This window comes from Citrobacter sp. wls711 (assembly GCF_005281055.1).
Taxonomy (GTDB): domain Bacteria; phylum Pseudomonadota; class Gammaproteobacteria; order Enterobacterales; family Enterobacteriaceae; genus Citrobacter; species Citrobacter gillenii.
The window spans coordinates 248,001-274,759 of the sequence record NZ_SZXC01000027.1; the positions used below are offsets into that span (position 1 = coordinate 248,001).

The 26,759-nt window shown below is 52.8% G+C and carries 24 protein-coding genes, 1 pseudogene and 1 other annotated feature; of the genes and pseudogenes, 12 read left to right on the forward strand and 13 right to left on the reverse strand.

Going from position 1 to position 26,759, the window contains the following annotated elements:
* Positions 1 to 143: 143 nt before the first annotated feature.
* A complete protein-coding gene (gene pgpB, locus FDW98_RS13700; protein ID WP_096756828.1) occupies positions 144 to 908 on the reverse strand; it encodes a phosphatidylglycerophosphatase B in 765 nt (254 codons plus the stop codon).
* Between the two features lie 197 nt (positions 909 to 1,105).
* On the opposite strand from pgpB, the gene ribA reads away from it, so the two are divergent.
* Entirely contained in the window at positions 1,106 to 1,696 is a 591-nt protein-coding gene (gene ribA / locus FDW98_RS13705; RefSeq protein WP_096756827.1) for a GTP cyclohydrolase II, read from the forward strand.
* A gap of 457 nt (positions 1,697 to 2,153) precedes the next feature.
* Here ribA and acnA read toward each other — a convergent pair whose 3' ends face one another.
* The 5 genes from acnA to topA form a co-directional block, all read right to left on the reverse strand.
* On the reverse strand, positions 2,154 to 4,829 hold the full coding sequence (acnA, locus tag FDW98_RS13715; protein WP_096756825.1) for an aconitate hydratase AcnA: 2,676 nt from the start codon (positions 4,827 to 4,829) through the stop codon (positions 2,154 to 2,156).
* 343 nt (positions 4,830 to 5,172) lie between these two features.
* A complete protein-coding gene (locus tag FDW98_RS23425; protein WP_170974142.1) occupies positions 5,173 to 5,343 on the reverse strand; it encodes a hypothetical protein in 171 nt (56 codons plus the stop codon).
* 2 nt (positions 5,344 to 5,345) lie between these two features.
* Positions 5,346 to 5,486: a YmiA family putative membrane protein gene (locus FDW98_RS13720; protein ID WP_213083822.1), complete on the reverse strand. Its 141-nt coding sequence runs from the start codon at positions 5,484 to 5,486 to the stop codon at positions 5,346 to 5,348.
* A gap of 296 nt (positions 5,487 to 5,782) precedes the next feature.
* A complete protein-coding gene (gene cysB / locus FDW98_RS13725) occupies positions 5,783 to 6,757 on the reverse strand; it encodes an HTH-type transcriptional regulator CysB (RefSeq protein ID WP_115258322.1) in 975 nt (324 codons plus the stop codon).
* A gap of 195 nt (positions 6,758 to 6,952) precedes the next feature.
* Positions 6,953 to 9,550, reverse strand: a complete 2,598-nt coding sequence (gene topA, locus FDW98_RS13730) for a type I DNA topoisomerase (RefSeq protein ID WP_096756822.1) — start codon at positions 9,548 to 9,550, stop codon at positions 6,953 to 6,955.
* 399 nt (positions 9,551 to 9,949) lie between these two features.
* On the opposite strand from topA, the gene FDW98_RS13735 reads away from it, so the two are divergent.
* Positions 9,950 to 10,201, forward strand: a complete 252-nt coding sequence (locus tag FDW98_RS13735; RefSeq protein ID WP_003020616.1) for a YciN family protein — start codon at positions 9,950 to 9,952, stop codon at positions 10,199 to 10,201.
* Positions 10,202 to 10,309: 108 nt separating this feature from the next.
* Here the strand turns inward: FDW98_RS13735 and sohB are convergent, their stop codons facing one another.
* Positions 10,310 to 11,356 carry a protease SohB gene (gene sohB / locus FDW98_RS13740; RefSeq protein ID WP_096756821.1) on the reverse strand — a complete coding sequence of 349 codons (1,047 nt, stop codon included), beginning with the start codon at positions 11,354 to 11,356 and terminating at the stop codon, positions 10,310 to 10,312.
* A 221-nt stretch (positions 11,357 to 11,577) separates the two neighbouring features.
* Between sohB and FDW98_RS13745 the strand changes: the two genes are divergently transcribed.
* Both FDW98_RS13745 and cobO read left to right on the forward strand, forming a co-directional pair.
* On the forward strand, positions 11,578 to 12,339 hold the full coding sequence (locus FDW98_RS13745) for a YciK family oxidoreductase (protein ID WP_096756820.1): 762 nt from the start codon (positions 11,578 to 11,580) through the stop codon (positions 12,337 to 12,339).
* Entirely contained in the window at positions 12,336 to 12,926 is a 591-nt protein-coding gene (gene cobO, locus FDW98_RS13750) for a cob(I)yrinic acid a,c-diamide adenosyltransferase (protein WP_096756819.1), read from the forward strand. The genes FDW98_RS13745 and cobO overlap by 4 nt, the downstream gene beginning before the upstream one ends.
* 83 nt (positions 12,927 to 13,009) lie before the next feature.
* On the opposite strand, the gene rluB is transcribed toward cobO, so the two are convergent.
* The 3 genes from rluB to rnm all read right to left on the reverse strand — a co-directional run bounded on the left by rluB (position 13,010) and on the right by rnm (position 15,481).
* A complete protein-coding gene (rluB, locus tag FDW98_RS13755; protein WP_096756818.1) occupies positions 13,010 to 13,885 on the reverse strand; it encodes a 23S rRNA pseudouridine(2605) synthase RluB in 876 nt (291 codons plus the stop codon).
* 100 nt (positions 13,886 to 13,985) lie between these two features.
* Positions 13,986 to 14,606: an L-threonylcarbamoyladenylate synthase gene (locus FDW98_RS13760; protein ID WP_096756817.1), complete on the reverse strand. Its 621-nt coding sequence runs from the start codon at positions 14,604 to 14,606 to the stop codon at positions 13,986 to 13,988.
* Positions 14,603 to 15,481 carry an RNase AM gene (gene rnm / locus FDW98_RS13765; protein WP_096756816.1) on the reverse strand — a complete coding sequence of 293 codons (879 nt, stop codon included), beginning with the start codon at positions 15,479 to 15,481 and terminating at the stop codon, positions 14,603 to 14,605. Before rnm ends, FDW98_RS13760 begins: the two co-directional genes overlap by 4 nt.
* 160 nt (positions 15,482 to 15,641) lie before the next feature.
* Positions 15,642 to 15,736: a sequence feature (Trp leader region), on the forward strand.
* 23 nt (positions 15,737 to 15,759) lie between these two features.
* Here rnm and FDW98_RS13770 point away from each other — a divergent pair.
* The 5 genes from FDW98_RS13770 to trpA are packed head-to-tail and all read left to right on the forward strand — an operon-like array spanning position 15,760 to position 22,289.
* Entirely contained in the window at positions 15,760 to 17,322 is a 1,563-nt protein-coding gene (locus FDW98_RS13770) for an anthranilate synthase component 1 (protein ID WP_096756815.1), read from the forward strand.
* Positions 17,322 to 18,917, forward strand: a complete 1,596-nt coding sequence (gene trpD, locus FDW98_RS13775) for a bifunctional anthranilate synthase glutamate amidotransferase component TrpG/anthranilate phosphoribosyltransferase TrpD (RefSeq protein WP_096756814.1) — start codon at positions 17,322 to 17,324, stop codon at positions 18,915 to 18,917. The genes FDW98_RS13770 and trpD overlap by 1 nt, the downstream gene beginning before the upstream one ends.
* Positions 18,918 to 20,279 (forward strand): bifunctional indole-3-glycerol-phosphate synthase TrpC/phosphoribosylanthranilate isomerase TrpF, encoded by a 1,362-nt coding sequence (gene trpCF, locus FDW98_RS13780; RefSeq protein ID WP_226794623.1) that lies wholly within the window; start codon positions 18,918 to 18,920, stop codon positions 20,277 to 20,279. It abuts the gene before it with no gap.
* Positions 20,280 to 20,289: 10 nt separating this feature from the next.
* The gene (gene trpB, locus FDW98_RS13785; protein ID WP_096756813.1) at positions 20,290 to 21,483 is read left to right on the forward strand and encodes a tryptophan synthase subunit beta; all 1,194 of its coding nucleotides are present in this window, start codon (positions 20,290 to 20,292) and stop codon (positions 21,481 to 21,483) included.
* Positions 21,483 to 22,289: a tryptophan synthase subunit alpha gene (gene trpA / locus FDW98_RS13790; RefSeq protein WP_096756812.1), complete on the forward strand. Its 807-nt coding sequence runs from the start codon at positions 21,483 to 21,485 to the stop codon at positions 22,287 to 22,289. The genes trpB and trpA overlap by 1 nt, the downstream gene beginning before the upstream one ends.
* Positions 22,290 to 22,322: 33 nt before the next feature.
* Here trpA and FDW98_RS13795 read toward each other — a convergent pair whose 3' ends face one another.
* From FDW98_RS13795 to ompW, 3 genes are all read right to left on the reverse strand, one after another.
* The gene (locus tag FDW98_RS13795) at positions 22,323 to 23,795 is read right to left on the reverse strand and encodes a GGDEF domain-containing protein (protein WP_096756811.1); all 1,473 of its coding nucleotides are present in this window, start codon (positions 23,793 to 23,795) and stop codon (positions 22,323 to 22,325) included.
* A gap of 101 nt (positions 23,796 to 23,896) precedes the next feature.
* Positions 23,897 to 24,172 (reverse strand): hypothetical protein, encoded by a 276-nt coding sequence (locus tag FDW98_RS13800; protein ID WP_096756810.1) that lies wholly within the window; start codon positions 24,170 to 24,172, stop codon positions 23,897 to 23,899.
* A 131-nt stretch (positions 24,173 to 24,303) separates the two neighbouring features.
* Positions 24,304 to 24,942, reverse strand: a complete 639-nt coding sequence (ompW, locus tag FDW98_RS13805) for an outer membrane protein OmpW (protein WP_096756809.1) — start codon at positions 24,940 to 24,942, stop codon at positions 24,304 to 24,306.
* Positions 24,943 to 25,223: 281 nt separating this feature from the next.
* Here ompW and FDW98_RS23660 point away from each other — a divergent pair.
* The 3 genes and pseudogenes from FDW98_RS23660 to FDW98_RS13815 form a co-directional block, all read left to right on the forward strand.
* Positions 25,224 to 25,310, forward strand: a pseudogene (locus FDW98_RS23660) (YkgJ family cysteine cluster protein); the annotation flags it as partial.
* Between the two features lie 28 nt (positions 25,311 to 25,338).
* Complete coding sequence (locus FDW98_RS13810; RefSeq protein ID WP_096756808.1) at positions 25,339 to 26,082, forward strand: YciC family protein; 744 nt, start codon at positions 25,339 to 25,341, stop codon at positions 26,080 to 26,082.
* Positions 26,083 to 26,137: 55 nt separating this feature from the next.
* The gene (locus tag FDW98_RS13815) at positions 26,138 to 26,677 is read left to right on the forward strand and encodes a septation protein A (protein WP_096756807.1); all 540 of its coding nucleotides are present in this window, start codon (positions 26,138 to 26,140) and stop codon (positions 26,675 to 26,677) included.
* The last annotated feature ends 82 nt before the right edge of the window (positions 26,678 to 26,759 follow it).

Consider the following 26,759-nt stretch of genomic DNA (forward strand, 5'->3'; position numbering starts at 1 on the left):
TCCCGTTATGTGGTTTGAGCGAATAAATCGTGTACAACTTACCGCGTTGAGCCCTTTAAATTACCATTTTCACGACGAGTGCGAAATGGAAAAGCGCTTTAGTCTTTATGATTTAAGGGCAAAACGCGAAAAATCAATCACGGTCAGCTTTCTTGTTCACGCTGCGCGATTTCTTGTTGCTCCTGACCCGGCGGTGTTAATGGCCCACAGACCCGTTGTGCAAGCCATGTCGCCAACGTAACCAGCAGCCATGATATCAACGTCGCCACGACTAAATCTCGCGGCCAGTGCATGCCCAGTAACAAACGGCTGCCCATTACACCCGTCGCCCAGACCAGCAAGAAAACAATCGTCAGCGTACGTCTACGCGGCCATAATAGCCCCACGGCCAGTAACGCCCAACTGGCGGCAAACATCGTATGACCAGAGGGAAATGCGAAACCCGTCTCTTTTTGCCAGTGTTTACGTAAAAAGGTCGGGATATCCTGCTGTCCTGATAATTGCTCTTTGACTAAGTGTCCGCGCTCTTTACGCTTTAAAGTGTAGAACTCATCAACAGGGACATGGTGCGTTTTTTCCAGCCAAACCACAAAAGGTCGTGGCTCCTGCACCCTTTCTTTTACCCATGACTTGACCCCCTGGCCGATCAAAATTGCCGCAGCAAGGATGGCGAACAGCATCATCGCGGCTTTCAGACGAAATCTCAGACACCACAAAAACCACACACACAGGGACACATGAGTAATGATTCCCCAGGGTTGCGTCACCGTTTCCGTTATCCAGTATAAGGATTTTAACCACCAGACATTGTTCCCTGGCTGCCAACTCCAGTCAGACACCCACATGGACACTGGCATAATCAACAACAGAACAGCACCTACGCCGGTTCGCTTTGCGATAGAAAGCATTGCATCTCCTTTCGTCGATAAGTCTCACAATCATAACTGAAAAAATTGCGCGCCGGGAAAATTGACAATTTTGTGCCATTGCAAATACGAATGCGCTGTCGCCATTAGGCGAACGCCGTCGCCTTATGGCAAAATAGCGCCATACAGAAGCCAATAGGCGACGGCACGGCGAGTGCCAGCGTAATCTGGAGAAATACATGCAGCTTAAACGTGTGGCAGAAGCCAAACTGCCGACCCCCTGGGGTGATTTCCTGATGGTGGGATTTGAAGAACTGGCAACCGGGCACGATCATGTCGCGCTGGTATTTGGCGATATTTCGGGTCAAACACCGGTCCTGGCACGCGTCCATTCCGAATGTCTGACTGGCGATGCGCTGTTCAGCCTGCGTTGCGACTGCGGTTTCCAACTGGAAGCAGCGCTCACGCACATTGCTGAAGAGGGACGCGGTATCCTGCTTTACCATCGTCAGGAAGGTCGCAACATCGGCCTGCTGAATAAGATCCGCGCCTATGCGTTGCAAGATCAAGGCTACGATACCGTTGAAGCCAACCACCAGTTAGGTTTTGCTGCCGATGAGCGCGACTTCACCCTGTGCGCAGATATGTTTAAGCTGCTGGGCGTAGATGCTGTACGACTGCTGACCAATAATCCGAAGAAAGTTGAGATTCTGACCGAAGCTGGGATCAATATTGTCGAACGCGTGCCGCTGATCGTGGGCCGGAACCCGAAAAATGCGCATTATCTGGATACCAAAGCCGCCAAAATGGGCCACTTATTGAGCGAATAATCGCCCGGTAATTGCACATGCGCCTGCCGCATGAAAAGCCTGCTTACGCATAATGTCGTCCAGTTAACGACTCAGTTTCAGAAAGCATCAACATGTGTTGGGGAGGTAATGAACATGCTATCTCAGAGAAAGGTTCCGTTCACCTCATGCTCATCGTTTTTCTGAAGCACCGATTCCTGTGAACGTGTAAAGGGCGTTCTCCGCCACGCCCTTTACAATCCCGGCTCCCGGCGCGGAAAATTGTTGCTTCGCAATCCCCTCCGCTTATTCCTCCAGGCTACCGGGTCGGGCGCGAGGAAACCTCCCTGTAAAACGCACCCTGAGCCAGCATCCATGCTGGCTCTCCTGGCCTTACGGAAACACGTCGGCAATTTTCAGCCGGACCAGCCCACACCTGATCACCTGCGCTTTTATTTGAAGATCTCTGAATAGCAAAATGCGTAGGCTTTTTCACTTTTTACTTCAGCATATTACGAATCACATAGTGCAAAATACCGTCGTTCTGGTAGTAGGTTAACTCCGTCGCAGTATCGATACGACAGCGGCACATAATCACCTCTTTGCTGCCATCTGCGCGCACCATATTTACCGCAATTGTGGCGCCCGGTTGAATTGTTTGTAAATCCGTAATATCAATCACTTCCTCACCGGTGAGTCCCAACGTTTTACGCGTCACCCCTTGCGGGAACTCCAGCGGCAGGATCCCCATACCAATCAGGTTGGAACGGTGAATTCGCTCAAACGATTCTGCGATGACCACGCGAATACCCAGCAAACGTGGGCCTTTCGCTGCCCAGTCGCGACTGGAGCCTGATCCGTATTCCTTACCGGCAATCACCGCCAGCGGCACGCTCTCCTGCTGATAACGCATGGCCGCATCGTAAATCGCCACCACTTCCGTCCCCGGTAAATGGCGAGTCATCCCACCTTCAATCCCCGGCACCATTTCATTACGGATACGAATGTTGGCAAAAGTACCGCGCATCATCACTTCATGATTTCCACGTCGTGAACCATAGGAGTTAAAATCCCGGCGCTCAACGCCGTGGCTCTGCAAATAGCGTCCTGCCGGGCTGTCCGCCTTAATACTGCCAGCGGGGGAAATATGATCTGTAGTCACCGAGTCACCCAGCATCGCCAATATACGTGCCCCATGAATATCGTTTACCGGAGCCGGCGTAGCCTGCATGCCCTCGAAGAACGGTGACAGGCGAATATAGGTCGAGTCAGACTGCCAGCCGTAGGTGTCGACACGATCAACATGGATCGATTTCCATTCCGGCGTGCCTTCAAACACTCCCGCATACTCTTTGTGGAACATCTCCGTGGATACCTGCTCGACGGCGCGGGCAATTTCCCGTGCAGAAGGCCAGATATCTTTCAGATATACGGGGTCACCTTTTTTATCGTGTCCGAGCGGATCTTTGGTCAGGTTAATGTTCATATTGCCCGCCAGCGCGTATGCGACCACCAGTGGCGGAGAGGCCAGCCAGTTCGTTTTCACTAACGGATGAATGCGTCCTTCAAAGTTACGGTTACCGGAAAGTACCGCCCCCACCGTCAGGTCACCTTTTTTAATCGCCGTTTCAATTGGATCGGGTAACGGCCCAGAGTTACCAATACAGGTGGTACAACCATAACCAACCAGATTGAACCCCAGTTCATCAAGGTACGGGGTCAGCCGGGCCTGCGCCAGATAGTCAGACACCACTTTTGATCCCGGTGCTAGCGAGGCTTTGACCCATGGTTGACGTTTCAGACCAAGAGTGACCGCTTTTTTCGCCAGTAAGCCCGCCGCCATCAGCACGCTCGGGTTTGAGGTGTTGGTACAGGAGGTAATAGCCGCAATCACCACCGCACCGTCTGGCAGCTGGTATTGATGACCGTTCAGAACATAGTCGACCGGCTGACTGTCTTTGTGCGAACTGTTCAGCTCAAGCTCATTGCTTGCCGCAAATGCTTTCGGGACATCCCCCAGCGCGACGCGATCCTGCGGACGCTTCGGTCCGGCCAGACTGGCTTCCACATCGGCCATGTCCAGTTCCAGGGAACTGGTAAAGATCGGCGCATCGCCCGTATTACGCCACATTCCCTGCGCTTTGGCGTAGGACTCAACCAGCTCAACTTGCTCTTCGCTGCGACCGCTCAGGCGCATGTATTCGAGCGTGACGCCATCAATGGGGAAAAAACCGCAGGTCGCACCATACTCCGGTGCCATATTGGCAATGGTGGCACGGTCTGCCAGCGGCAGCGTGTCGAGGCCATCACCATAGAATTCAACAAATTTACCGACCACACCGTGCTTACGCAGCATCTGGGTCACGGTCAGGACCAGATCGGTGGCGGTGATCCCCTCACGTAGTTTTCCATCCAGCTTGAAGCCCACGACATCCGGGATCAGCATCGAGACCGGTTGCCCCAGCATCGCGGCTTCTGCTTCAATTCCGCCCACGCCCCACCCCAGTACACCAAGGCCGTTAATCATCGTAGTGTGGGAGTCGGTACCAACCAGCGTGTCCGGGTAAGCCACCCACTCGCCATCCTGCAATTCACTCCACACCGCTTTTCCCAGGTATTCAAGGTTAACCTGGTGGCAGATCCCCGTCCCCGGCGGCACAACGCTGAAGCGGCTGAATGCCTGCTGCCCCCATTTCAGAAACACATAGCGCTCGTGGTTACGCTCCATTTCCAGGCGAACGTTCTCTTCGAACGCATCATCATCACCGAAGTGGTCTACCGTCACCGAGTGGTCAATCACCAGATCAACAGGTGAAAGCGGGTTCACTTTAGCCGTATCACCGCCGAGGCGTTTAACCGCTTCGCGCATGGCCGCCAGATCGACCACCGCCGGAACGCCGGTAAAATCCTGCATCAGTACACGGGCGGGTCGATAGGCAATCTCGCGATCGGCATGGGCATTGTCCAGCCATCGAGCCAGAGAATGAATATCTTCTTCAGTAACTGAATCACCGTCCTGCCAGCGCAGCAGGTTTTCCAGCAAGACTTTTAGCGATTTAGGCAGACGGGTGATATCACCCAATGATTTGGCAGCCAGCGGCAAACTGTAGTAGCGGTAGGTTTTATCTTTAACCTGCAATGTGTCCTTACTGGCTTCGCGTAGGGTCGACGACATAGCTCCTCCTTAAATGACAGGGTGGCATCCCCTGACTTTTCTCAGGGTTAGTATTAAAGATAACACAAACAAAATGTAACGCTTTGATAACAACTCAAATTGATAAAAGCGGAGTAGCATAAATGGCGATACAAGGGGATTACGGCGTGAAGGTGGAATTACGTCATTCACTCTTCAATACGGTGAACTAATTCTAATGAAGATATAGCCAAAATAATTAGAGCGGCATGAAGGCGGCAAGTGAGTGAATCGCCAGGAGCATAGATAACTATGTGACTGGGGTGAACGAACGGAAATAACGCACATGCTGCTTTAAGTATGACGGCTATAAAACGCGGGTTAATTATTGTTTCTGTTCTTCGTCTTCATCAAATAGATCAATAAAAGCCTGCTGTGCTGGGGAAAGTTGCCACGCGTCAGGAATATTCTTTCTACATTCAGTAGTCGCCTCCTGCGCTGGCTCATTGTCTTGCTGAGAAGGTGTAGACGTGGGTTGCTGCTGTTGCACGGACATGACTAACTCCACACATTCCAAACCACGAGCGCAACAACAATCCAGAACAGGACTGAACCGAGAAAGACCGTGAACCATGCTTTACGTTTCAGCGCGGGATCCCGGCGTGCTGGCTGGTTTCCAGAAGGCATCGCTAACCTCATACTATCGAAATCACTTATCATATTGGCACCAAACGATTGGTACAATTAATCATCAGATAAGAGAAATCCTAAAGAAAAAGGCGTGAAAAAGCCAGTTAATTTTCGAATCCTGGGCCGTGAATAAATCAATTGTTTGATCCGATTTAAATATTTGACAGGGTTTTGAGCAGATTTTCTAATTTAAAACTACTTTGGCGAACATTCCCCTTAAATAATATGCGGTTAATGTAACTAATTCAGACTTGCCCGTCGGTAGCGTTTTTCATACTGAGATACCGACGAGCGCTGGCCCGTTATTATTTTTCCGGCAATTTAATATCTTTAAACATTGCTTCAATATCATCGTTAGAACGTAACGCGACCGCCGTATCCACCACATCGCGCGTCAGATGCGGCGCAAAACGCTGAATAAAATCATACATGTAACTGCGCAGGAACGTACTACGACGAAAACCGATTTTGGTGGTGCTATGGCTAAAGACATCATGCGCATCAACCCGTACCAAATCCGGATCGGAAATCGGGTCGACCGCCATGCTGGCAATCACGCCCACGCCCAGTCCGAGTCGCACATAGGTTTTAATAACATCCGCGTCGGTCGCGGTAAAGACAATACGCGGCTCCAGACCCGCGCGGTTAAACGCGGTGTCGAGTTCTGAACGTCCGGTAAAGCCAAAGGTGTACGTCACCAGCGGGTATTGCGCCAGTTCTTCAATCGACACGGAGGATTTACCCGCCAGCGGATGGTCAGGCGTGACAACAATCGAACGATTCCAGTGGTAGCACGGCAGCATCACCAGATCGTCGTACAGGTGCAGCGCTTCGGTTGCAATGGCAAAATCTGCGTTGCCTTTCGACACGGCTTCCGCAATTTGGGTCGGCGAGCCCTGATGCATATGCAAAGAGACGCGAGGATAACGCTCAATAAAGCCTTTAATCACATTAGGCAGCGCATAGCGGGCCTGGGTGTGGGTGGTCGCAATATACAGCGAGCCTTTGTCCGGCCAGGTATGTTCACCGGCAACCGACTTAATGGCATCTACCTTAGACAGAACTTCGCGCGCAATACGAATGACTTCCTGCCCTGCCGGGGTAACCTGCGTAAGGTGTTTACCGCTACGGGCAAAAATCTGGATACCCAGCTCGTCTTCCAGCATACGAACTTGCTTACTGATACCCGGTTGAGAGGTATAGAGCCCTTCGGCCGTTGAGGAGACATTAAGGTTGTGGTTAACCACCTCAACAATATAGCGAAGCTGCTGTAATTTCATGTTAGACCATCCAGATTAGCGGCATCAGACCATCGTTTATAAGCAGGCTGAACCGCGCTGCTAATACGATTTAATAATAAAAAGTTTGTTAACTATAACCACTATATCATTTTAATCAGAGCTGTATAGATACCGTCACCTATAAAAAAGGGCCGCTTACGCGACCCTTTAAGGCGATGTCAAACTGTCAGGCTGTTACTTCTTGCCTTCTACCCACTTACCGTCAACAAAGAATGCGGACCAGCCGGTCGCCTTACCGTCTTTCTCGGCAGACACATACTGCTGCTTGGTTTTACGGCTAAAACGCACCATCGCTTTGTTGCCATCCGGATCGGTCTGCGGCGCATCGGCAAGGTAGCGCAGTTTTTCCGGCAGACGATCGCGGAAGCGGTACAGCTCTTCCACTAACGGCGCACGCGTCTCACGCGATTTCGGGAAGGTATTCGCCGCCAGGAAGATACCTGCTGCGCCATCACGTAACACGAAATACGCGTCCGATTTTTCACACGGCAATTCCGGCAGCGGAACCGGATCTTCCTTCGGTGGCGCAACTTCGCCATTACGCAGGATCTTACGGGTGTTTTTACACTCGTCGTTAGTACACGCCATGTATTTACCGAAACGCCCCATTTTCAGGTGCATTTCAGAACCACATTTCTCGCACTCGACGATCGGACCGTCGTAGCCCTTGATGCGGAACTCGCCTTCTTCGATTTCGTAACCGTCGCAGGTTGGGTTGTTACCACACACATGCAGCTTACGTTTTGGATCGATGAGGTAGCTGTCCATCGCCGTGCCGCACTTCTGGCAACGGCGCTTCGCGCGTAACGCGTTAGTTTCCGCGTCATCGCCTTCCAGCACGTTCAGCACTTCGTTTTCCGGCACCAGGTTAATGGTGGTTTTGCAGCGCTCTTTTGGTGGCAGCGCGTAACCGGAACAACCGAGGAATACACCGGTACTGGCGGTACGGATACCCATCTGACGACTACAGGTTGGACAGTCGATACAGGTCAGAACCATCTGGTTTGGACGCATACCGCCCTCTTCAGGATCTTTCTCGGCTTTATCGAGTTGCTGAGTAAAATCACTGAAGAAGTTGTCGAGCACGCCCTTCCATTCGGCTTCGTGTTTCGCCACCTGGTCGAGACTGTTTTCCATCTGCGCGGTGAAATCGTAGTTCATCAATTCGCGGAAGTTTTCTTCCAGGCGGTCGGTGACGATTTCACCCATTTTTTCTGCGTAGAAACGACGGTTCTCAACACGGACATAGCCGCGGTCCTGAATCGTAGAGATGATCGACGCATAAGTAGATGGACGACCGATACCGCGCTTTTCAAGCTCTTTAACCAGTGACGCTTCGCTGAAGCGCGCAGGCGGTTTGGTAAAGTGCTGTGCGGGGGTCAGTTCAACCAATGTCAGCACATCGCCTTTATCCACCGCCGGTAAGATACGATCTTCATCGCCTTTACGCAGGGCTGGCATGACCTTAGTCCAGCCATCAAACCGCAGAATACGACCGCGCGCCTTCAGGCGGTAATCACCTGCGCCAACGGTCAGCGTGGTGGAGTCATATTTAGCTGGCGTCATCTGACAGGCGACAAACTGACGCCAGATCAGCTGATACAGTTTTTGCGCATCAGCTTCCATATCTTTCAGCGATTCAGCCAGGACGGCGACGTCTGAAGGACGGATGGCTTCGTGCGCTTCCTGCGAGTTTTCTTTACTGGCGTACTGGTTTGCACTCTCCGGCAAATACTTTTTACCAAAGTTTTCGCCAATGTAATCGCGGACCATAGAAACCGCATCCTGGCTCAGGTTGGTTGAGTCAGTACGCATATAGGTGATGTAGCCCGCTTCATACAAGCGCTGCGCCATCATCATGGTTTTCTTCACGCCAAAGCCCAAACGGGTGCTGGCAGCCTGTTGCAACGTAGAGGTGATGAACGGCGCGCCAGGTTTGCTGCTGGTCGGCTTATCTTCACGCTCCAGCACGCTGTAACGTGCTTTTTCCAGCAGGCTTACCGCAGCAAGTGTCTGTTCGCGGTTAACCGGACGGAACGGCTTCTCGTTGTGGTGCGTGACTTCCAGTGGCAGCGCGTCACCGGAAGGCGTCGTGGTGCTGGCATCTATTTCCCAGAATTCTTCCGGAACGAATGCCTTGATCTCACGTTCACGCTCTACAACCAGGCGCACGGCGACCGACTGTACGCGACCGGCAGACAGGCCACGAGCAATCTTTTTCCACAGCAGCGGCGACACCATATAGCCCACAACGCGGTCCATAAAGCGGCGTGCCTGTTGCGCATTGACACGGTCGATGTTCAGTTCGCCCGGCTTTTCAAACGCCTGCTGAATGGCATTTTTGGTAATTTCATTAAACACCACGCGACTGTAGCGGGTGTCGTCGCCCCCGATCACTTCCCGCAGGTGCCATGCAATGGCTTCCCCTTCGCGGTCAAGGTCGGTTGCGAGATAGATGTGGTCGGCCTTTTCAGCCAATTGTTTCAGTTCAGAGACGACCTTCTCTTTACCGGGCAGCACTTCATAGCGCGCATCCCAGTTGTGCCAAGGGTCAACCCCCATACGGTTGACGAGAGCGCCACGTTCATCCTTTTTGGGCTTTTTAGCCGTTTTGGTGGCGGTTGAGTCGGCGCTCTTTTTAGTTGCTGAGCCACTGGTCGGCAAATCACGGATATGACCGACGCTGGATTTCACCACGTAGTCATTACCCAGATATTTGTTGATCGTTTTGGCTTTTGCCGGGGACTCAACGATGACAAGAGCTTTACCCATATTCACCTTTACCTAATTTGATTCTTCCAGGAATGCGTCGCGCGTTGATTCACCTTCCACTGGCGACGAGACATCGATATGGTCTCTGCGTCGGCGGATATCAACCCTGGTACCGGTCACGGGTTCGTAATGTAACTCCCATCTAACTGAGTTAACAGGATTTTTTTCACGAATTCGCTAAAGCACGACGGAATATTGGTCGAATGTCAAGCAAATCTGTTGCCAGATTGACGAAAGCGTCACACTGTACCTGATAAAATGCGTTACGCAACTTTATTAGCATGCAAAAACAAATCTCGCCAGTAGGCACACTATCGTAAGACCCGCTCTTTTATCAGGGAATATTTGCCCATAAGGCGGGCTCGGCGTAGACTAATGTCCTTGTTTAAGGAGTAAATAATGCATAAAGACACTCAACCCATCGATCGCGAAACTCTGCTGATTGAAGCCAACAAAATCATTCGTGAGCATGAGGACACGCTGGCGGGGATTGTCGCCACCGGCGTCACACAGCGTAATGGCGTGCTGGTTTTCAGCGGAGATTACTTTTTAGATGAACAAGGGCTTCCTACGCCAAAAAGCACCGCAGTGTTTAATATGTTTAAACACCTGGCGCATGTCCTTTCTGAAAAGTATCACCTGATCGATTAATACAAGAAATGATTTGCCGGATGGCGGCTCCGCCTTATCCGGCCTACGATGCGACGATCCTGTAGGCCGGATAAGATGCTTTAGCATCGCCATCCGGCAATGACAATTTTACATCAACGGTTTTTGACCACGCTGCCACCAGCGCAGCAGCAAGCGATCCGCACTTTCCGCTGCACTACCAGTGAAACGGTCCATCAGTTTTTTGCGCTGCAGATAGCGTACGTTAAGCACTTCGCGACCCTCCATCAAACTCAGGATCACCTCATCGCTGGTATTGATCTCATCCACCAGCCCATTTTCCAGCGCCTGTTGACCGAACCAGTGTTCCCCGGTGGCAACCTGTTCAATGTCCAGAGTCGGACGCATGCGGTGCACAAAATCTTTAAACAGGTGATGCGTTTCGTTCAGATCTTCGCGGAATTTCTGCCGCCCCTCTTCCGTGTTCTCACCAAGCAGCGTCAGCGTCCGTTTGTATTGCCCGGCAGTGTGCAACTCAATATCAATGTCTTTGCCTTTCAGGAAACGGTTAAAGTTAGGGATCTGCGCCACCACGCCAATTGAGCCCACAATAGCAAACGGTGCCGAAACAATTTTATCTGCCACGCAGGCCATCATGTATCCGCCGCTGGCGGCAACTTTATCGACCGTCACCGTTAATGGGATCTGCTTATCGCGCAGACGCTGCAATTGTGATGCCGCCAGCCCATAGCCATGCACCACACCGCCGGGGCTTTCCAGGCGAATAACCACCTGATCTTGTGGTTTTACTACCGCCAGTACCGCCGTCACCTCTTCACGCAGCGCGCTGACTTCATGGGCATCCATACTGCCTTTGAAATCAAGCACCCAGACACGCGGTTTACCCGACGATGTATTCTCTCCCAATTTTGCTTTGGCTTTGGCCGCCTTCGCTTCCAGCTTGTGCTTTTTTTTCTGCGCTTTATGCCAGAGCTTTTGTTGGTGGCTGTCCAGTAAAGACATCGCCAGGTCTTCTTTCATCTCTTTATATTGTTCACTGAGATTAATGACCCGGAGTTCACCGCGCTGACGCTTGCGTTGTGTCGCATTGACGATCAGCATAACAATCACCGCAATCGCCACTACCACTGTGACGATTTTTGCCAAAAACAGCCCATATTCAGACAACAATTCCACGAATCCCACCTTGGTTAAACAACGCAACTTTCGCTCAGTGTACAACAGGTGTGTTAACCCGTCTTGCTTCATCCATCCGCATGGTAATCGGTAAAAAGCATGACAAAGTGTTCATTTTACGGTGTTATTACCTTTGGCTGATTGAAAAATAGCAGGGTTTAAGGCATAAAACCGACAAGTTATAGAAAACGGGATGGCCAGAGCGTCGCCGAGGAGTAACCGTGCATTACCAACCCAAACAAGATCTGTTACAGGATCGCATTATTCTGGTCACCGGAGCCAGCGATGGCATCGGTCGAGAAGCTGCGCTGACCTATGCCCGCTACGGTGCAACCGTGATTCTGCTCGGGCGCAATGAAGAGAAACTTCGTCAGGTCGCCCAGGCCGTTGCCGCAGAAAACAGCGCGCCCGCGCAGTGGTTTACGCTGGATCTGCTGACCTGTACTTCCACTGAGTGCCATGAACTGGCGCAGCGAATCAACGCCCATTACCCGCGTCTGGATGGTGTGTTGCATAATGCCGGGTTACTGGGTGAAATCGGTCCGATGATCGAACAAACTCCGCAGGTCTGGCAGGAGGTCATGCAGGTAAACGTCAATGCCACCTTTATGCTGACCCAGGCGCTGCTCCCTTTGTTGCTTAAGTCTGATTCTGGATCGTTGGTCTTTACCTCATCCAGCGTTGGTCGTCAGGGACGCGCCAACTGGGGGGCCTATGCAACCTCGAAGTTTGCCACCGAAGGCATGATGCAGGTGCTGGCAGACGAGTATCAAAACCATCATTTGCGCGTAAACTGTATTAATCCTGGCGGCACGCGTACCGGCATGCGTGCCAGCGCATTCCCGACAGAAGATCCACAAAAATTAAAAACACCCGCCGACATTATGCCGCTGTACCTGTGGCTGATGGGCGACGACAGCCGGCGTAAAACCGGTATGACCTTCGACGCCCAACCGGGCCGTAAACCAGGAATTGCCCAATGAGTGAAGAACGCTATCAGCAGCGCCAGCAGCGCGTAAAAGACCGTGTTGACGCACGCGTTGCCGCCGCAAAGGACGAGCGCGGTATCATCATCGTCTTTACCGGCAACGGTAAAGGGAAAACCACCGCTGCATTTGGTACCGCCACGCGCGCGGTCGGTCACGGTAAAAAAGTCGGCGTGGTGCAGTTCATTAAAGGCACGTGGCCCAACGGCGAACGAAACTTACTGGAACCCCACGGCGTGGAGTTTCAGGTCATGGCGACAGGATTTACCTGGGAGACGCAAAACCGAGATTCTGACACCGCTGCCTGTCTGGCCGTGTGGGAGCACGGTAAACGGATGCTGGCCGATCCTGAGCTCGATATGGTGGTGCTGGATGAGTTGACGTACATGGTGGCGTATGACTATCTACCGCTGGAAGAGGTGCTCGACGCCTTAAGCGCGCGCCCTTCTCACCAGACGGTGATTATCACTGGTCGAGGATGCCATCGCGATATTCTGGAATTAGCTGATACGGTCAGCGAGTTGCGCCCGGTCAAGCACGCCTTTGAGGCGGGGGTGAAAGCCCAAATAGGGATCGATTATTGAGTGTAGGCCGGATAAGGCGTTTGCGCCGCATCCGGCTCCACGCTAACGCCAGATGGCGCTTTGCTTATCAGGCCTGGTCATGATTAACCGTTGTTGTTACGACCGCCCGGACGACGGCTACCGCCGACCTGGGTGTGACGTTTAACTGCACGGCGGATCTGGTTCGCTTTCATGCGACGACGGTCTTTCTCAACAGCAACCTTCGAGCTGGTTTCCGGCTGCAGTTCCACCAGTTGACGCAGATAGTTTGTCTGGGCGAGGTCAAGCTCCGTCCAGCCACCACGCGGCAGACCTTTCGGCAGCGGAATATCACCGTAACGTACGCGGATCAAACGGCTCACCTGCACGCCAACGGCTTCCCACAGGCGACGCACTTCGCGGTTGCGCCCTTCGGTCAAGGTGACGTTATACCACTGGTTAATCCCTTCACCACCGCTGAACTTGATGGTTTTAAATGCGGCCGGACCATCTTCGAGTTGCACGCCACGGCTCAGGTCACGCAGTTTCGTTTCATCCACCTGGCCAAACACACGCACCGCGTATTCACGCTCAACTTCACGGCTCGGGTGCATCAGACGGTTCGCCAGTTCACCATCGGTGGTGAACAGCAGTAAACCACAGGTATTCACGTCCAGACGACCCACCGCAATCCAGCGCGCATCGCGCAGTTTTGGTAGACGGTCAAAGACGGTCGGACGACCTTCCGGGTCGTTACGGGTACACAATTCACCTTCCGGCTTGTAATACGCCAGAACGCGGCAGATTTGTTCCGCAGATTCTTTAACCGAAATCAGATGACCGTCGATACGGATTTTCAGACCCGGTGTTACGTCAACGCGATCGCCAAGCGTGGCAATTTTGCCGTCAACGCTCACGCGACCTGCTGCAATAATGGTTTCAATTTCACGGCGAGAACCGTGGCCAGCGCGCGCCAGCACTTTTTGTAACTTTTCGCTCATAGAGCTTCCTTTAGGTGTCGCCTTCACAGGCGTCGAACAGGAGAATCAACGGCGCCAGTTAGCGCCATTTTAAGGCCGCGTAGTATACCGAGTTGCGCCCTTATAAGAAAGGTTTAACGTCGCCGACGCCTTCACGCAACACCACCGGCGAGTCATCGGTTAAATCGATAACCGTGGTGGGCTGCTGACCGAGATACCCGCCGTGGATAATCAAATCCACCTGCTTCTCCAGACGATCTTTAATCTCTTCCGGATCGGACTCGGTAAATTCGCTACCCGGCAGCATCAGCGATGTTGAGAGCATGGGCTCGCCCAACGCTTCCAGCAACGCCAGCGCAATCGGATTGGACGGTACGCGCAGACCGATGGTTTTACGTTTTTCCTGCAGCAATCGGCGCGGCACTTCTTTCGTCCCTTTCAGGATGAAGGTGTAGTTGCCCGGCGTATTGTTTTTAATTAAACGAAAAGCAACGTTGTCCACGAATGAATACGTCGACAGTTCGGACAGGTCACGGCACATCAACGTGAAGTTGTGTCCATCGGGCAGATGACGGATACGGCAAATACGCTCCATCGCCCCTTTGTCTTCGATTTTGCAGCCTAACGCATAGCCGGAATCAGTGGGATAAACGATCACCCCACCTTTACGCACAATTTCAACGGCCTGATTGATCAGGCGTTGCTGTGGGTTATCAGGATGGATATAAAAAAACTGACTCATACTTTCCTCTCAGTGGTCTCGGGCTGTTCCCAAAGCTGCCAGACGCCTTCAACGCCTGCGGGCAACCAGAGCTTACGACCCAATTCAATCCACGGGCACGGCTGATGAAAATCAGACCCTTGTGATGCCCACAGCTGATGCTGACGCGCCAGCGTCGCCAGATGGGTACGCTCATTGGGAGACTGTTGACACTGTGCCACTTCCATCGCATCACCATGATGTTCGGCAAACCAGGCAACCAGTCTTTTCAGCCACTTAGCGCTAAGATCGTACCGACCAGGATGAGCCAGTACCGCCTTACCGCCAGAATGATGAATGACATCAATAGCTTGTTCTATTGTACACCACTGTGGCGGAACGTAACCGGTTTTCCCGCGGGCAAGGTATTTTTTAAACACGTCAGCCATGGTCGTGGCTTTGCCACTCTCGACCAGGAAACGCGCAAAATGACCTCTCGTGACGGCCCCGCCGTCAGCCAGACGTAACGCGCCTTCCCACGCGCCCGGAATATGTGCTTTGTCCAGTCGCTCAGCAATTAGCTGCGCACGCAGCTGACGACGCGCGATTTGTTCTGCCAGAAACGCACGCATCATGGGGTGGTCGATATCGATATTCAGGCCGACGATATGGATCTCGTGGTTTTCCCAGACCGTGGAAATTTCAACGCCCGCTATCAACTTCAAGGCTAAACCTGAACGTGAAATTTCTTCTCTTGCCGCCGGAATCGCTGCCGTGGTGTCATGATCGGTAATCGCCAGTGTCCCGACTCGCATCTCTACCGCACGGTGTACCAATGCTTCAGGCGTCAATCGTCCATCGGACGCCGTTGTATGACTGTGCAGGTCGTAAATCACTGCGTAATTCGTGTCGCTCAAGGCGGCTCCCGTTTCAATAAATGTCGTATCACGCTCATCATAGCGTTTTAGACAAATTTACTGAAATCAGGTGTTGACTTTATTCCATCGAACTAGTTAACTAGTACGCAAGTTCACATGAAGAAAGAAGGTATCTGAGATGAAAGCAACATATGTCCTGCACGGTGGGTGGCGCACTTCCTGATTTCGGGCAGTGTCTTACGTCTGCAATATGCAACCAGATACCCGGCCCGCCAACTAAGCGGGCTTTTTTTTGAACAAAATTAATGAGAATAACGATGCAAACACAAAAACCGACACTCGAACTGCTGGCCTGTGACGCCGCCTACCGTAACAACCCGACCGAGCTGTTTCATCAGGTCTGCGGCGCGCGCCCGGCGACATTGTTACTGGAATCCGCCGATATCGACAGCAAGGACGACCTGAAGAGTCTGCTGTTGGTCGACAGCGCGCTGCGTATTACCGCCTTAGGTGACACCGTTACCATTCAGGCGTTGTCGGCGAATGGTGCCTCCCTGCTCCCGTTGCTGGATGCCGCCTTGCCAACGGGTGTTGAAAACCAACAACAGCCGAATGCCCGCCAGTTGCGTTTTCCGGCCGTCAGCCCACTGCTGGATGAAGATGCCCGCTTATGTTCCCTGTCGGTCTTTGACACGTTCCGTTTAATGCAGGAACTGGTTAATCTGCCGGAGCAGGAGCGTGAAGCCATGTTCTTCGGCGGTCTGTTTTCCTACGATCTGGTCGCTGGATTCGAAGATTTACCCCAGCTTGACGCCGGCAACCGCTGCCCTGATTACTGCTTCTACCTGGCCGAAACCCTGATGGTCATTGACCACCAGAAAAAAAGCACCCGTATTCAGGCCAGCGTGTTCACGCCCTGCGAGGAAGAAAAACAGCGTCTGGCCCACCGACTGGCGCATTTGAGCCAGCAGTTAACCGAACCCGCGCCGCCGCTGCCCGTTATTGAAGTACCAGAAATGCGCTGCGAGTGTAATCAGAGCGATGAAGAGTTCGGTACCGTCGTGCGCGGTTTGCAAAAAGCTATTCGTGCCGGTGAGATTTTCCAGGTGGTGCCTTCCCGCCGTTTTTCACTGCCCTGCCCGTCACCACTTGCTGCCTATTATGTTCTGAAAAAGAGCAACCCCAGCCCGTACATGTTCTTTATGCAGGATAACGATTTCACGTTGTTCGGCGCCTCCCCGGAAAGTTCGCTGAAATACGACGCCACCAGCCGTCAGATTGAGATCTACCCCATTGCCGGGACTCGCCCACGCGGCCGTCGTGCTGACGGCTCGCTGGACCGCGATCTCGACAGCCGTATTGAGCTGGAAATGCGCACTGACCATAAAGAACTTTCCGAGCACCTGATGCTGGTGGACCTGGCGCGTAATGACCTGGCACGTATCTGTACCCCGGGCAGTCGCTACGTGGCCGACCTGACCAAAGTTGACCGGTATTCCTTCGTGATGCACCTGGTTTCCCGCGTGGTCGGCGAACTGCGTCATGACCTGGACGTCCTGCATGCATACCGTGCCTGTATGAACATGGGCACGCTGAGCGGTGCGCCGAAAGTGCGCGCCATGCAGCTTATCGCCGAGGCTGAAGGTCGCCGCCGCGGTAGCTATGGCGGCGCGGTCGGTTACTTCACCGCCCACGGTGATCTGGACACGTGCATTGTGATTCGTTCTGCCCTGGTAGAAGACGGTATCGCCACCGTGCAGGCGGGTGCCGGGATTGTTCTGGACTCTGTACCACAGTCTGAAGCCGATGAAACCCGTAATAAAGCGCGTGCGGTTCTGCGTGCTATCGCCACAGCACACCACGCACAGGAGATTTTCTAATGGCTGATATTCTGCTGCTCGATAACATTGACTCTTTTACCTATAACCTGGCAGATCAGCTGCGTACCAACGGCCACAACGTGGTGATTTATCGCAACCATATCCCGGCGCAGACCTTAATTGACCGCTTAGCGACCATGAAAAACCCGGTACTGATGCTTTCGCCAGGTCCGGGCGCGCCAAGCGAAGCCGGCTGCATGCCGGAGTTGTTGACTCGCCTGCGCGGCAAATTGCCGATTATCGGTATTTGCCTTGGGCATCAGGCGATTGTCGAAGCTTACGGCGGATATGTAGGTCAGGCGGGAGAAATCCTGCACGGCAAAGCCTCCAGTATTGAACACGACGGTCAGGAAATGTTCGCCGGTCTGGCTAATCCCTTGCCTGTGGCGCGTTATCATTCACTGGTCGGCAGCAACGTCCCGGCGGGACTAACCATTAACGCCCACTTCAACGGCATGGTGATGGCGGTTCGCCACGACACCGACCGCGTGTGCGGATTCCAGTTCCATCCGGAATCAATTCTCACCACTCAGGGCGCGCGTCTGCTGGAGCAAACGCTGGCCTGGGCACAGCAGAAGCTTGAACAAACCAACACGCTGCAGCCTATTCTCGAAAAACTGTATCAGGCCCAGACGCTGTCCCAGCAGGAGAGCCACCAATTGTTCTCTGCAGTCGTGCGCGGTGAATTGAAGCCGGAGCAGCTGGCTGCCGCACTGGTCAGCATGAAAGTGCGCGGTGAGCATCCGAATGAAATTGCCGGGGCGGCGACGGCCCTGCTGGAGAACGCCGCGCCGTTCCCACGTCCGGACTATCTGTTTGCCGACATTGTCGGGACCGGCGGTGACGGCAGCAACAGCATCAACATTTCCACCGCCAGCGCGTTTGTCGCCGCGGCCTGTGGGTTAAAGGTAGCGAAGCACGGTAACCGTAGCGTCTCCAGTAAATCAGGCTCGTCCGATCTGCTGGCGGCCTTTGGCATCAACCTGGATATGAATGCCGATAAGTCGCGCCTGGCGCTTGACGAACTGGGCGTATGTTTCCTGTTTGCACCGAAATATCACACCGGTTTTCGTCACGCCATGCCGGTTCGTCAGCAGCTCAAAACCCGCACGCTGTTTAACGTGCTCGGGCCGCTGATTAACCCTGCACATCCGCCGCTGGCGCTGATCGGCGTCTACAGCCCGGAACTGGTACTGCCCATTGCCGAAACCCTGCGCGTGCTGGGATATCAGCGTGCAGCCGTGGTGCACAGCGGCGGAATGGATGAAGTTTCGCTGCATGCACCGACCATTGTGGCCGAATTGCATGACGGCGAAATCAAGAGTTATCAGCTAACGGCAGACGACTTTGGCCTGACGCCATATCACCAGGAACAGCTGGCGGGCGGCACGCCGGAAGAAAACCGTGACATTCTCAGTCGCTTGTTACAAGGTAAAGGTGAAGCCGCGCACGAGGCCGCCGTGGCGGCGAATGTCGCCATGTTAATGCGCCTGCACGGCGAAGAAGATTTAAAAGCCAACGCACAAATCGTGATTAATGTCCTGCGTAGCGGTGCGGCCTATGACCGGGTCACCGCCCTGGCAGCAAGAGGGTAAATGATGCAAACCGTTTTAGCGAAAATTGTCGCAGACAAGGCGATTTGGGTAGAAGCCCGCAAACAACAACAACCGCTGGCCAGCTTTCAAAATGATGTTCAGCCCAGCTCGCGACATTTTTATGATGCGCTGCAAGGCGCGCGGACCGCGTTTATTCTGGAGTGCAAAAAAGCCTCTCCGTCAAAAGGCGTGATCCGTGATGACTTTGACCCGGCACATATTGCGGGTGTGTATAAACATTATGCCTCGGCGATTTCTGTGCTGACCGACGAGAAATATTTCCAGGGAAGCTTTGATTTCCTGCCCATCGTCAGCCGCATCGCACCACAGCCGATTCTGTGTAAAGACTTTATTATCGATCCTTACCAGATTTACCTGGCCCGTCACTACCAGGCTGACGCTTGTTTACTGATGCTGTCCGTGCTGGATGACGAACAATATCGTCAGCTTGCCGCCGTGGCGCACAGCCTGAAAATGGGCGTACTGACCGAGGTCAGCAACGAAGAAGAGCTGGAACGTGCCATTGCGCTTGGCGCAAAAGTCGTGGGCATAAACAACCGCGACCTGCGTGACCTGTCGATTGACCTCAATCGCACCCGCCAACTGGCACCACGACTGGGCCACGGCGTGACCGTCATCAGCGAGTCCGGCATTAATACCTACGGCCAGGTGCGCGAACTCAGCCACTTCGCCAACGGTTTTCTGATTGGCTCCGCGCTGATGTCGCATCAGGACCTGCATGCCGCGGTGCGTCGCGTTTTGCTCGGCGAGAATAAAGTCTGCGGCCTGACGCGCGCGCAGGATGCCCACACGGCGTATGAATCCGGCGCAATTTATGGTGGCCTGATTTTTGTTCCTTCGTCACCACGTGCAGTCAGTGTTGATCAGGCGCGTGAGGTCATGACCGGTGCGCCGCTACAGTACGTTGGCGTGTTTCGCGACAGCAATATTGATGACGTGTGCTCCACCGTCGGGCATTTATCACTGACAGCCGTGCAACTGCACGGGAACGAAGATCAGACTTATATCGATACGCTGCGTGCGGCATTACCGCAACAGGTGCAAATCTGGAAAGCGCTGAGCGTGGGCGAGTCACTGCCAGCCCGCAGCTATCAGCATGTTGATAGATACGTTTTCGACAACGGCCAGGGCGGCAGCGGACAGCGCTTTGACTGGTCGCTGTTGGGTGGGCAATCACTGGATAACGTTTTACTGGCTGGCGGACTCGGTGCAGATAACTGCGTCGACGCGGCTAAAACCGGCTGTGCCGGTCTCGATTTCAATTCTGGCGTAGAGTCGCAGCCGGGCATCAAAGATGCGCGTCTGCTGACCTCGGTCTTTCAAACACTGCGCGCATATTAAGGAAAAGGACATGACAACATTACTCAACCCCTATTTTGGTGAATTTGGCGGCATGTATGTGCCACAGATTCTGATGCCTGCCCTGCGCCAGCTGGAAGAAGCCTTCGTCAGCGCGCAGAAAGATCCTGAGTTTCAGGCGCAGTTTACCGACCTGCTGAAAAACTATGCAGGCCGCCCTACCGCGCTGACCAAATGCCAGAACATCACCGCGGGTACTCGCACCACCCTGTATCTGAAGCGTGAAGACTTGCTGCACGGCGGTGCGCACAAGACTAACCAGGTGTTGGGTCAGGCGCTGCTGGCAAAACGTATGGGTAAAACCGAGATCATCGCTGAAACAGGTGCCGGTCAACACGGCGTAGCTTCCGCGCTCGCCTGTGCCTTGCTTGGCCTGAAGTGTCGCATCTATATGGGTGCGAAAGACATCGAACGTCAGTCTCCCAACGTGTTCCGTATGCGGCTGATGGGCGCCGAGGTGATCCCGGTACACAGCGGCTCCGCAACGCTGAAAGATGCCTGTAATGAAGCGCTGCGCGACTGGTCTGGCAGCTACGATACCGCGCACTATATGCTTGGTACGGCGGCAGGCCCGCATCCTTTCCCGACTATTGTGCGTGAGTTCCAGCGCATGATCGGCGAAGAAACCAAAGTGCAGATCCTCGAAAAAGAAGGTCGTCTGCCGGATGCCGTTATCGCCTGCGTGGGTGGTGGGTCGAATGCTATCGGTATGTTTGCTGATTTTATTAATGACACCAGCGTCGGGTTGATTGGCGTTGAGCCGGGCGGTCACGGGATTGAATCCGGTGAACACGGCGCGCCGTTGAAGCATGGTCGCGTCGGGATTTACTTCGGCATGAAATCACCGATGATGCAAACCGAAGAGGGGCAAATCGAAGAGTCCTATTCGATTTCAGCGGGTCTGGATTTCCCGTCCGTCGGGCCACAGCATGCTTACCTGAACAGTATTGGCCGTGCCGATTACGTATCGATTACCGATGACGAAGCGCTGGAAGCCTTTAAAACCCTGTGCCTGCATGAAGGGATCATTCCGGCCCTGGAGTCATCACATGCCCTGGCGCACGCGTTGAAAATGATGCGTGAGGATCCGGACAAAGAGCAGCTGCTGGTGGTTAATCTCTCCGGTCGCGGCGACAAAGACATCTTCACCGTACACGATATTCTGAAAGCACGAGGGGAAATCTGATGGAACGTTATGAAAACCTGTTTGCACAGCTGAAGGACCGCAAAGAAGGTGCATTTGTCCCCTTCGTCACCCTCGGCGACCCTTCTGTTGAGCAGTCGCTGAAGATTATTGATACGCTGATCGACGCCGGAGCCGATGCGCTCGAACTCGGGATCCCCTTCTCCGACCCGCTGGCTGATGGCCCGACCATTCAGGATGCGACCTTACGTGCTTTTGCCGCAGGCGTCACGCCGTCGCAATGCTTCGAAATGCTGGCGTTGATCCGTCAAAAACATCCCAATATTCCTGTTGGCCTGCTGATGTACGCCAATCTGGTATTCAGTAAAGGCATTGACGAATTTTACGCCCAGTGTGAAAAAGTCGGCGTGGATTCCGTGTTAGTCGCCGATGTGCCGGTTGAGGAGTCTGCGCCATTCCGGACAGCGGCACTGCGCCACAACGTGGCACCGATTTTCATCTGCCCGCCGAACGCTGATGACGACCTGCTGCGCCAGATTGCGTCCCATGGTCGCGGTTATACCTATCTGTTGTCTCGTGCTGGCGTGACTGGCGCTGAAAATCGTGCCGCGCTACCGCTGCATCATCTGGTCGAGAAGCTGAAACAATACAATGCACCGCCGTCGCTGCAAGGCTTCGGTATCTCAGCGCCTGAGCAGGTCGCGGGGGCGATTGAAGCGGGTGCTGCCGGGGCGATTTCGGGCTCGGCGATTGTGAAAATTATTGAGAGAAATGTCGCCGCACCAGAACAGATGCTGACAGAGCTAAGGGCCTTTGTCAGCGCGATGAAAGCCGCCACGCATCAGTAACAAGCCACAACCGCCAGCCTAAATCTGGCGGTTTTATCCTTCTTTCGTCTGCTTCATTTTGTACATAGCGTTATCTGCGTTCTGAATAGCCGCATCCAGTTCACCGTTCACTTCCGCAATTCCCCATGACACCGACAGCGGCACAGTGTGCCCCTCCACCACAAATACGTGATTATTGACCTGACCGCTAATACGCTCAGCGATGGCGATAGCGTCACTCGCCTGAGAGCGAAACAGCAAGATCATAAACTCATCCCCGCCGGTACGAATCACCAGATCGTGACTGGTTCGGGTATTAGACAGCATTCTGTTGGCAATGGTTTGCAGTGCGCGATCCCCGGCCGCGTGGCCCCAGGTGTCGTTGACGGCCTTAAACTTATTACAGTCCAGAAGTACCACCGAACAATGGGATAAATCCCGGCGTTTAATAATGTCGAGGATCCTGCGGTTAAAACAACCGGTCAGCGAATCAATATACACCTTTAGATCGCTTTCATTCAGCCACGATTTCAACGAAAAGCTAATGATAATAAAGAAGAACGGCGCCAAAAGAATCACAATCCCGGCATGCGCATCGTGTACCATAAAACGACCTAAAGAGATCGAATAGTGCAGCGCATACTTTTCTGACAACATCCTGATATGGGCGTTGTTCAGGTTTGCGCATTTCCCCGCTAAACAGAGACTCTCGTTGTTGAGTACATTAACCAATGCCACATTAAGACCCAGCGGAAGCTGGTTTTCAAACGCGTTTGCCAACTCATCTTGCAATTCCGGTTTCGAATGGTCATAAACCAGGTACGCCACGATATGATCGGAGATATCATCGCCTGACAGATCGTAAATATAGCTCACGACACTGTACGCCTTATCTCCGGTGATTTTATCGGTATAAAAATCGGTCGAACTAAGGGCTTTGTTTTTGACGTTTTTTTGCAGTAGTCGGGTATAAAAATCGACCGGCGGGTAGAAAAAATTGGAAATATCGAGCGCCATCTCAGAGTCAGCGAAAGAAAAATTGTGAGAGTCGGCAGGAGTAAACCAGTAAAAATAATCTGCGTCTTTGGCGATAATATAACGATGCGCGTCGAAAGTGCCCGGATTGAGCTCATTCACCATTCCGCGGATAAACTCTGCGGCGGTAAACATACACAGGGCCTGCTGGCTGGGCTGCTTAGCGATAATGGCTCCAGATGCCGAATGTATCCGCTTTCGATCGGCGTTGATTCCCCACTCCCCCTCCTCGCGCGGAACAAAGCGCGACTTGCTGCCACATCGTCCACCATTAATGGTGTGGTGATAACGCTCACCGATGGCGTCCGCGATCAGTTCATTGTCGTTAAAGATGTCCATGAGACGCGTTTGGAGACGGTTGATACCTTCACTCGCGGTGGTCGTACGCTGCTCGTAAATGATGAACAGGAACAGTGATGTAAATATCAGTGTAATGAGACCAGAGACCAGCAACGCCTGCCTGTTTCTGAGCTTATCCTGCACAATCTTCACGCGTCCACCCTGATAGTTACCCGCATTGCCAAATCAGTTACTTGAGCGCTAAGTTACAGATTTACCCATAAAAAGCATATATTTATTAACAAATAAGCAAACTAATCATCACCTTCGAGCAGATAGCCCGCCCGGCGAATGGCCTCACGGCAGTCGCTGACGCCGGCGGCATAGCCCGCTTCAATTTCGCAAACCGGTCTGGCACTGCAATAAGGTAATTTGATCGGTACGGCCAGAGCGTGTTCAAGGCTCTCCACCCGAGTCATATACGCCAGCAGTGCGCGCGCAGCATACAGGGCGAATTCTGCTATGTCATCGTTGGGTGATGATTCCAGAAGTGAAATTTTTTGTTGCAGCTGTTGGCGGGACAATTCCATCGTCAATGCCCTCAAAGCAGGTTTGCTTAAAGAGTAGCATTTGATCGAAGGGTGAAAAGGCGGGAGGGAAAAAACAGGGCCAAAAAGACGGGACAACGCTCGCCCCGTCTTTTCACATTTGAATCACAGCGTTAGAAGCGATAACCCGCAGAGAACATAAACACCCACGGATCGAGGCGTACGTTGTCGTGCTGCTGTGCGCCAGCCAGTTTGTAGCTCGCGGTGGTGTCGATATCCATGTACCAGACCGACATGTTAATCAGCCAGTCGCGGTTGATTAAGTAGTCCATCCCCACCTGTCCCGCCGCACCCCAGGAGTCTTTCAGGCTCAGGTCAGATAATCCGGTTTCTTTGCCGTTATCGTTAAATCCTTCGTCGAAGAACGTGGTGTAGTTAACGCCGACGCCAACGTAAGGACGCAACTTGCTGCTGGAGTCGCCAAAGTACCACTGCGCCATTAGCGTTGGCGGTAAATGGTGAACGGTCGCGATATCCCCGGTAGTTGAGGTGCCGATTTTATGACGAAACGGCGTTGCGGCCAGTAATTCGACACCAATATTGTCGGTCGCCATATAGGTGAATGTCAGCCCCAGTTGCGTGTTATTGCTGACGTCAAAACCGCCTAAACTTCCCAGCGTACCGCCTGCACCTTCCGTCGGTCTTACGGTTGCAGAACCTGCGCGAATAAAGAACTCTCCCGCTTCATGCGCAAATGCGTTCCCGGAAAGTAGAGTTGTTAATGCCAATGCTGCCACTGTTAATTTTTTCATGTCCGCTCCATCGTTATGGTTATAAAAGCGGAACGAATATACCTACAATGGAGTAATAAATGATCTAACACAGATCACATTGACGCCTGTAATTTAACATTTATTGATCCAGATTAAGTTAGAACTTGCATTCAAAATCCTGGTTAACTTAATTCAGATCAATTTTGATATATTTCCACCCTGTGAGCATTTTTCCCTTCAATGGTATACGGACGTAATGACGCCATGGTGTACACAGAACAAACAGCGTTGTTGCATAATGCTGAAGTCATAGCCAAAAATTACCGCCGCTTTACAAAGATATGCTTTTCCATACACCTCGCGATGCTGCCACTGTTGAGTTATCCAGGGTACAATTGCCCGCAAATGAACACCTGCAAAACTCAAGGAGAGTGCATGTCAATCACGGCGAAGTCCGTTTACCGTGACACGGGAAACTTTTTCCGTAATCAATTCATTACCATCTTGCTGGTATCGCTGTTGTGCGCGTTTATCACAGTGGTGTTCGGGCATGCTTTTTCCCCCAGCGACGCGCAGATTGCGCAACTCAGTGAAGGGGATCAGATAACCAACAGCGTGGGACTGTTCGACCTGGTGCAGAACATGACACCAGAACAGCAGCAAATCCTGCTACGTGCGTCAGCGGCATCGACATTTTCTGGACTTATCGGCAATGCCATCCTCGCGGGCGGTATTATTCTGATGATCCAGTTAATTTCAGCAGGCCATCGTGTCAGCGCGTTGCGGGCGATTGGCGCCAGTGCACCGGTATTGCCTAAGCTGTTTATTCTGATTTTTCTGACTACCCTGCTGGTGCAAATCGGGATTATGCTGGTCGTTGTACCCGGTATTGTGCTGGCCATTCTGCTGTCGCTTGCGCCAGTGATGATGGTTCAGGATAAGATGGGTGTCTTTGCAGCCATGCGCAACAGTATGCGTTTGGCGTGGTCTAATATGCGACTGGTTGCGCCCGCGGTGATCGGTTGGCTGCTGGCAAAAACGTCACTGTTGCTGCTCGCCCCCACTTTTGCTGTATTAACGCCAAATGTTGGCGCGGTAGTGGCGAATACGCTGAGCAATATGATTTCTGCCGTTTTACTGATCTATTTGTTCCGCCTGTATATGCTGATTCGCCAATAAACCCTGAACGCATCCCGGCCTCTTGGTCGATGCTTTTTGATTACGGAATCGAAGAATGAAGCAGTTTCTTGATTTTTTACCGCTGGTGGTCTTTTTCGCTTTTTATAAGCTTTATGACATCTATGCGGCGACCTCGGCACTGATTGTCGCAACGGCCATTGTGTTGATTTACAGCTGGGTTCGCTATCGCAAGGTCGAGAAGATGGCGTTGATCACCTTTATTCTGGTGGCTGTTTTTGGCGGCCTGACCGTTTTCTTCCACAACGATGAATTCATTAAGTGGAAGGTAACGGTGATATATGGGCTGTTTGCGGGTGCCTTACTGGTCAGCCAGTGGGTGATGAAAAAACCGCTGATTCAGCGCATGTTAGGTAAAGAACTAACGCTGCCACAGCAGGTATGGTCGAAACTGAACCTGGCCTGGGCCGTCTTTTTCATCCTGTGCGGTCTGGCGAATATCTACATCGCGTTTTGGCTGCCGCAAAATATCTGGGTTAACTTCAAAGTGTTTGGCTTAACCGCCCTGACGTTGGTCTTCACGCTGCTGAGCGGGGTGTATATTTACCGTCATCTGCCGCAGGAAGATAAGTCATAATGCGCATTCGCCAGATCTGCGGATCTGGCGAATTTTTAACCCACTATACCTTTCTCTCACTTTAACACCGCGTTGCACACCG

Coding starts and splice junctions, on each gene's coding strand:
- pgpB (WP_096756828.1), bottom strand. CDS start 908: ATGCTTTCTATCGCAAAGCGAACCGGCGTAGGTGCTGTTCTGTTGTTG.
- ribA (WP_096756827.1), top strand. CDS start 1,106: ATGCAGCTTAAACGTGTGGCAGAAGCCAAACTGCCGACCCCCTGGGGT.
- acnA (WP_096756825.1), bottom strand. CDS start 4,829: ATGTCGTCGACCCTACGCGAAGCCAGTAAGGACACATTGCAGGTTAAA.
- FDW98_RS23425 (WP_170974142.1), bottom strand. CDS start 5,343: ATGTCCGTGCAACAGCAGCAACCCACGTCTACACCTTCTCAGCAAGAC.
- FDW98_RS13720 (WP_213083822.1), bottom strand. CDS start 5,486: ATGAGGTTAGCGATGCCTTCTGGAAACCAGCCAGCACGCCGGGATCCC.
- cysB (WP_115258322.1), bottom strand. CDS start 6,757: ATGAAATTACAGCAGCTTCGCTATATTGTTGAGGTGGTTAACCACAAC.
- topA (WP_096756822.1), bottom strand. CDS start 9,550: ATGGGTAAAGCTCTTGTCATCGTTGAGTCCCCGGCAAAAGCCAAAACG.
- FDW98_RS13735 (WP_003020616.1), top strand. CDS start 9,950: ATGCATAAAGACACTCAACCCATCGATCGCGAAACTCTGCTGATTGAA.
- cobO (WP_096756819.1), top strand. CDS start 12,336: ATGAGTGAAGAACGCTATCAGCAGCGCCAGCAGCGCGTAAAAGACCGT.
- rluB (WP_096756818.1), bottom strand. CDS start 13,885: ATGAGCGAAAAGTTACAAAAAGTGCTGGCGCGCGCTGGCCACGGTTCT.
- FDW98_RS13760 (WP_096756817.1), bottom strand. CDS start 14,606: ATGAGTCAGTTTTTTTATATCCATCCTGATAACCCACAGCAACGCCTG.
- FDW98_RS13770 (WP_096756815.1), top strand. CDS start 15,760: ATGCAAACACAAAAACCGACACTCGAACTGCTGGCCTGTGACGCCGCC.
- trpD (WP_096756814.1), top strand. CDS start 17,322: ATGGCTGATATTCTGCTGCTCGATAACATTGACTCTTTTACCTATAAC.
- trpCF (WP_226794623.1), top strand. CDS start 18,918: ATGATGCAAACCGTTTTAGCGAAAATTGTCGCAGACAAGGCGATTTGG.
- trpB (WP_096756813.1), top strand. CDS start 20,290: ATGACAACATTACTCAACCCCTATTTTGGTGAATTTGGCGGCATGTAT.
- trpA (WP_096756812.1), top strand. CDS start 21,483: ATGGAACGTTATGAAAACCTGTTTGCACAGCTGAAGGACCGCAAAGAA.
- FDW98_RS13800 (WP_096756810.1), bottom strand. CDS start 24,172: ATGGAATTGTCCCGCCAACAGCTGCAACAAAAAATTTCACTTCTGGAA.
- ompW (WP_096756809.1), bottom strand. CDS start 24,942: ATGAAAAAATTAACAGTGGCAGCATTGGCATTAACAACTCTACTTTCC.
- FDW98_RS13810 (WP_096756808.1), top strand. CDS start 25,339: ATGTCAATCACGGCGAAGTCCGTTTACCGTGACACGGGAAACTTTTTC.
- FDW98_RS13815 (WP_096756807.1), top strand. CDS start 26,138: ATGAAGCAGTTTCTTGATTTTTTACCGCTGGTGGTCTTTTTCGCTTTT.